The sequence below is a fragment of the Pseudomonas sp. RGM2987 genome (genome assembly GCF_022952855.1).
GTDB lineage: Bacteria > Pseudomonadota > Gammaproteobacteria > Pseudomonadales > Pseudomonadaceae > Aquipseudomonas.
In genome coordinates, this window is record NZ_JALJDX010000200.1 from 60,510 (window position 1) to 66,509 (window position 6,000).

Sequence of the window (6,000 nt, forward strand, 5' to 3'; positions counted from 1 at the left end):
CCCCGGGCAAACGTTTTCGCCCAACTAGCAGAAACTCAAACCCGCTTAACTTTAAGCCAATAACACACTAATAAATTAACTAATCCGAGATTTAGCGAATACATACCATCTTTCAAATGCACGCACTCCCCCCTCTTTCACAACTAACTTGATCCTCTTATATTGGTCACGCAGGACGCACCACCCAATCAATTACAGGAGTTACAAACATGACTATTAAAACCAAAAACTGGACCGCGCAAATCGACCGCATTCCGGGCGCCGCCTCTTTCCGCGCTTTCGGCACCGTAGAGGTCCCTAACGCCGGCGTTACGCCAACACTGGTCCGAAGCGCACTACAAGACAAGTCTTTTGATTTGCGACTGGAATTGAAGTTGGAACACTCCAGCGACCCCTCGCTGCAAGTCATCACTGAAAAGCATGTTGAATATAAAGTTCCAGGCGAGTCGAATGTGACCGGCGTCAGCATCTTTTACGAAGACCAACTGTTGCATCACATCGATGAAGTCATCATCACGCATTAAGTAATACATTGTTCTCCCCGCCGGACCGTCACGAAACCTGGCGCTCCGGCGGGGAGCATCATTCCACGGATTGTTTTTGTAGCAACCGGGCCAGCCCTTCAGCCTCCACCGGGCGACTGATAAGGTAGCCCTGCACCTCGTCGCATTGCTCGGCTTTCAAGAAGTCGAGCTGTTCGCGTCGCTCCACACCCTCGGCCACTACCTTGAGCGACAACCCATGGGCCATCGCAATGATCGCCCGAGTGATCGCCGTGTCCACGCTGCCCTCACCCAACCCGCGAATGAACGCCTGGTCGATCTTCACGTAATCCACCGGGATACGTTTGAGGTAACTCAGGGACGAATAACCGGTGCCGAAATCGTCGATCGCCAGCTTGACCCCAAGGTCACGCAACTGCTGGAACGTGGCGATGATGTGCTCCACGCTGTCGAGCAACTGGCTCTCGGTCAGCTCCAGTTCCAGGTATTGCGGCGCCAGGCCGGTTTCTTCTAGCACTTGGCGCACCAGGCTGACGAGCTTGCCATGGCGCAACTGATGCACGGAAAGATTGACCGAGACCCTGATCGGCGCAAGCCCCTGGCGCTGCCATTCACAGGCCTGCCAACAGGCCTGGCGCAGCACGAACTCGCCAATCGGCCCGATGAGCCCGGTTTCTTCCGCCAGGCCGATGAACTCCCCCGGCGGAACCTGGCCCATGACCGGATGCTCCCAGCGCACCAGCGCCTCGGCAGCGTTCAGGCGGCCGGTCTCCAGGCACAGCTTGGGTTGGTAGAAAACCTTCAGTTGCTGCTCTTCGAGGGCCTTGCGCAGCTGATTTTCCAGTTGCAGACGTTCCAACGTACTTGCCTGGAGGCTGTCGGTGTAGAACTGGAAATTGTTTCCGCCCAGATGCTTGGCATGCTGCATCGCCATGTTCGCCTGGCTGACCAGCGTGGCAATTTCCCGCGCATTGTCGGGCAACAGGCTGATGCCGATAGAGGCACTGACCACCAGCTCATGGCCTTCGATGGTCACCGGCAGGCGCAACTTGGCGGACAAGCGCGTCGCCACCCTGGCCAAGCTGGAGAGGTTGCCATACGCATCGAACAATACTGCGAATTCATCGCCCGACAGCCGGGCGATTGTGTCCGCCTCGGGCAACGCATTGATCAGGCGCCGGGCCATTTTCTGCAACAGTTGGTCGGCGATGTCGTGACCGAGGCTGTCGTTGAGCAGCTTGAACCGATCCAGGTCGATATGCAGCAACGCCAGGCTGCGCCGGCCGCCCTGGCGCACACGCTGGTGGGCCTCGTGGAGGCGCTCGCGGAACAACGAACGGTTCGCCAGCCCGGTCAACTCGTCGTAGTGAGTCAGGTAGCGCATGCGCTCTTCAGATGCGCGCCGCGCCGAAAGATCAGCGAAGAAGCCCACTATATGGCTGATATTTCCCCGACTGTCGCGCACCACATTCAGTTGCAGCCACTGCGGGTACAGCTCGCCATTGGCTCTGGCTTCCACCAGTTCACCCTGCCAGGTACCGTGCTGTTCGAGCGATTGGCGGATGATCGGGTAGTGCCGGCGCGCATCGCGACTGGACGGCAGGTCAACCACGTTGCGCCCCAGCATGTCATCGATATTGAAACCGGTGACCCGGGTGAAAGCCTGGTTGGCGGCCAGCAACGCGAAGTTCGGGTCAAAGATCACGATGCCTTCGCTGGCAGCTTCGAACACCGTGGCCGCCAGTTGTTGCTGCTGCTTGAGTTCTTTCGTGGCACTGATGTCGCGACGGGTACCGACCATACGTAGCACCCGTCCGCTGGCGCTGCGCTCCACCGCGCGGCCGCGGTCTTCAATCCAAACCCAGTGGCCGTCGCCGTGACGCACCCGGTACTCGATCTGATAATCCTCGCTGCGACCCTTGAGGTGCTCGACCAGGGCCCGCTTGAGCGCCGGCAGATCCTCGGGATGCAGACGCGGGGTGAGGTGACTGAGCATCGCCGTGACGTATTCGGGTTCCAGGCCGAACAGTTCCTTGAGTTGGGTGTGATGGACCTCGTCAGTCTGCAGATTCCAATCCCACAGCCCCAGCTCACTGGCCTTGAGGGCCAAGGCCAGGCGGGCTTCGCTTTTGCTCAGGGCCTGGCTGGCCACCTCCAGAGCCTGGCTGCGCTGGGCCACACGGGCCTCCAGGCCAACCTGGGCGGCGCGTAACTGGTCTTCGGCGTTACGACGCTGCTCGACTTCCCGTGCGAGGGCCTCGTTGAGCTGCGCGCTACGGGTTTGCGCCTGCTGCAAATGCTCGATCAAGGCCTGGTTCTGGAACCGCCGCAACATGCCACTCTGTATCAGCCGGTTGACCTGCCAGGCCACCACGCTCAACGAAACCAGCACCACCAGCCCAAGCCAGCCCCATCCCCGCTGCTGCTCATCATCGCCCCAGAAAAGATAGAGGATGGCCGGCAACAGGCAGGGCAAGGTAAACGACAGGAACGCCGGCAGACTCACGGCATAGGCGACGCTGGCCGACAAGGTGGCGGCCCCGATCAGCCCGAACACCCAGGCCTGTTGCTGGAAGCTGTCGGCCGGAACCAGGGCGATACCGGCCCCGGCCAGGGTCAGGCCGGTCAGCGCTGAGCCGAGCAGGAACATGCGCAGCCAGATGGGCTGTGCCTGGCGACTGGGCATCGCCGAATCGAACGCGGCGACCTGGATCACCCGCAATGCGACCAGCGACAGCAACCAGACAAGCCAGACGCTCACCAGGAAATAGCGCCGTGGCTCCCAGAGCAGCGCGGCGCAGACCAGGCCGTTGATCAGCATGAACAGCGTAGGCAGCAGCGAGCCCTGATACAGCAGACGCGTGCGTTCGACCGCCATCTGCGTGGCGTACTGCTTGTAGATGACCCGCGGTTCCACACAGGGGCCCGCCGGATCGGGATTGAGCGTCATTGGCACTGTTCTTGTTCTTATTAAGTGAGGCATGGAGAACCCGAAACGTGCAGCGAGCATACACAAGCCATAGGCCATCCCACACTGTCCTGGCGCATAAAAGCCACGAAAAAAGTCGTGATTTCCTTTGATGCAGCGCCTCCAAGCGAGGCCCTCCGATGCCTGGAGGCCATGACCAACCGGTCATCAACAAACGGTGTTTTATCGGCTGGTGCAAAGCTCGGTTTGCCCGGGGTGACGCCGACACCCTAGAATGCGCCGATGCGCGATGATCTCTCCCTTCTGCTGAATTCCCTCAACGATGCCCAACGCCAGGCCGTAGCCGCCTCCGTGGGTCGTCAGTTGGTCCTGGCCGGTGCCGGCTCCGGTAAGACCCGAGTGCTGGTGCACCGTATCGCCTGGTTGATCCAGGTCGAGAACGCTTCGCCCCACTCGATCCTGTCGGTGACCTTCACCAACAAGGCCGCTGCTGAGATGCGCCATCGCATCGAACAACTGATGGGCATCAACCCTGCCGGCATGTGGGTCGGCACCTTTCACGGCCTGGCACACCGCTTGTTGCGGGCGCATTGGCAGGAGGCCGGCCTGAGCCAGACCTTCCAGATCCTCGACAGCGACGACCAGCAACGCCTGGTCAAGCGGGTGATCCGCGAGCTGGGGCTGGACGAACAGCGTTGGCCGGCGCGCCAGGCACAGTGGTTCATCAATGGCCAGAAGGACGAAGGGCTGCGCCCGCAACACATCCAGGCCAGTGGCGACCTGTTCCTGGCGACCATGCGCAGCATCTATGAAGCCTACGAGGCGGCCTGCCAGCGCGCCGGGGTCATCGACTTCTCCGAACTGCTGTTGCGTGCACTGGACCTGTGGCGCGACCACCCGGGCCTGCTGGAGCACTATCAGAAGCGCTTCCGGCATGTGCTGGTGGACGAATTCCAGGACACCAACGCCGTGCAATACGCCTGGTTGCGCCTGCTCGCCAAGGGCGGTGACAGCCTGATGGTGGTGGGTGACGACGATCAGTCGATCTACGGCTGGCGCGGGGCCAAGATCGAGAACATTCACCAGTACTCGGCGGACTTCCCGGACGCCGAAGTCATCCGTCTGGAACAAAACTACCGCTCCACCGCCGGCATCCTCAAGGCCGCCAACGCCCTGATCGCCAACAATACCGGGCGCCTGGGCAAGGAGCTGTGGACCGACGGCGGCGAAGGCGAGGCCATCAACCTCTACGCTGCCTTCAACGAACACGATGAAGCCCGCTATGTGGTGGAAACCATCGAAAGCGCGCTGAAAACCGGCCTGGCCCGCAGCGATATTGCCATCCTGTACCGTTCCAACGCCCAGTCGCGGGTGCTGGAAGAGGCCTTGCTGCGCGAGCGCATCCCCTACCGCATCTACGGCGGCCAGCGCTTCTTCGAACGTGCTGAAATCAAGAACGCCATGGCCTACCTGCGTCTGATCGAAGGACGCGGCAACGATGCGGCCCTGGAGCGAGTGATCAACGTCCCGACCCGGGGCATCGGCGAGAAGACCGTCGAAGCCATTCGCGATCACGCGCGCCACAGCCACGTGTCCATGTGGGAGGCCATGCAGCAGCTGGTCGCCAACAAAGGCCTGACCGGTCGCGCGGCCGGTGCGCTGAAGGCCTTCATGGACCTGATAGAAGGCCTGGCCGCCAAATGCGCAGAAATGCCGCTGCATTTGATGACCCAGACCGTCATCGAGCAGTCCGGGCTGATTGCCTACCACGAAGCGGAAAAAGGCGAGAAAGGCCAGGCCCGGGTGGAGAACCTTGAGGAACTGGTCAGTGCCGCGCGCAACTTCGAGAACAGCGAAGAAGATGCCGACCTGTCGCCATTGGCTGCCTTCCTTGGCCACGCCTCCCTGGAGGCTGGCGACACCCAGGCTGACGAGCACGAAGACAGCATCCAGCTGATGACCCTGCACAGCGCCAAGGGTCTGGAATTCCCCTACGTATTCCTGGTGGGCATGGAAGAGGGCTTGTTCCCTCACAAGATGAGCCTGGAAGAGCCGGGCCGCCTGGAAGAGGAACGGCGCCTGGCCTACGTCGGCATCACCCGCGCCATGCAGAACCTGGTGCTGACGTATGCCGAAACCCGACGCTTGTACGGCAGCGAGACCTACAACAAGGTGTCGCGCTTCGTACGTGAAGTGCCGAAAGGCTTGATCCAGGAAGTCCGGTTGTCCAACAGCGTCAGCCGTCCGTTCGGCGGCCAGCAGCAAGGCACCAGCAGCCTGTTCGGTGGCAGTGACATCCCGGAAACCGGGTTCAGCCTCGGCCAGACCGTGCGGCATTCGGTGTTCGGCGACGGCGTGATCCTCAACTTCGAGGGCGCCGGCGCCCAGGCCCGGGTGCAGGTCAACTTCAGCGAAGGCAGCAAGTGGCTGATGCTGGGGTATGCCAAGCTCGAGGCGATTTAGGGGATTTCCGGGGGCCCTATTCGGATTATGTGAGCTTTATGTGGGAGCGGGCTTGCTCGCGAAGGCGGTGGGCCAGCTTGCAAAGATGTTGAGTGTGACGCCGTC

Annotated in this window: 3 protein-coding genes; 2 read left to right on the forward strand and 1 reads right to left on the reverse strand. The window is 61.2% G+C overall.

Going from position 1 to position 6,000, the window contains the following annotated elements:
- The first annotated feature begins 209 nt into the window (after window positions 1-209).
- Window positions 210-524, forward strand: a complete 315-nt coding sequence (locus RGM2987_RS15655; RefSeq protein ID WP_245142783.1) for a hypothetical protein — start codon at window positions 210-212, stop codon at window positions 522-524.
- 58 nt (window positions 525-582) lie between these two features.
- Here the strand turns inward: RGM2987_RS15655 and RGM2987_RS15660 are convergent, their stop codons facing one another.
- Complete coding sequence (locus tag RGM2987_RS15660) at window positions 583-3,453, reverse strand: EAL domain-containing protein (protein ID WP_245142785.1); 2,871 nt, start codon at window positions 3,451-3,453, stop codon at window positions 583-585.
- A 261-nt stretch (window positions 3,454-3,714) separates the two neighbouring features.
- Here RGM2987_RS15660 and uvrD point away from each other — a divergent pair, with 261 nt between their 5' ends.
- Window positions 3,715-5,895, forward strand: a complete 2,181-nt coding sequence (gene uvrD / locus RGM2987_RS15665; RefSeq protein WP_245142787.1) for a DNA helicase II — start codon at window positions 3,715-3,717, stop codon at window positions 5,893-5,895.
- The last annotated feature ends 105 nt before the right edge of the window (window positions 5,896-6,000 follow it).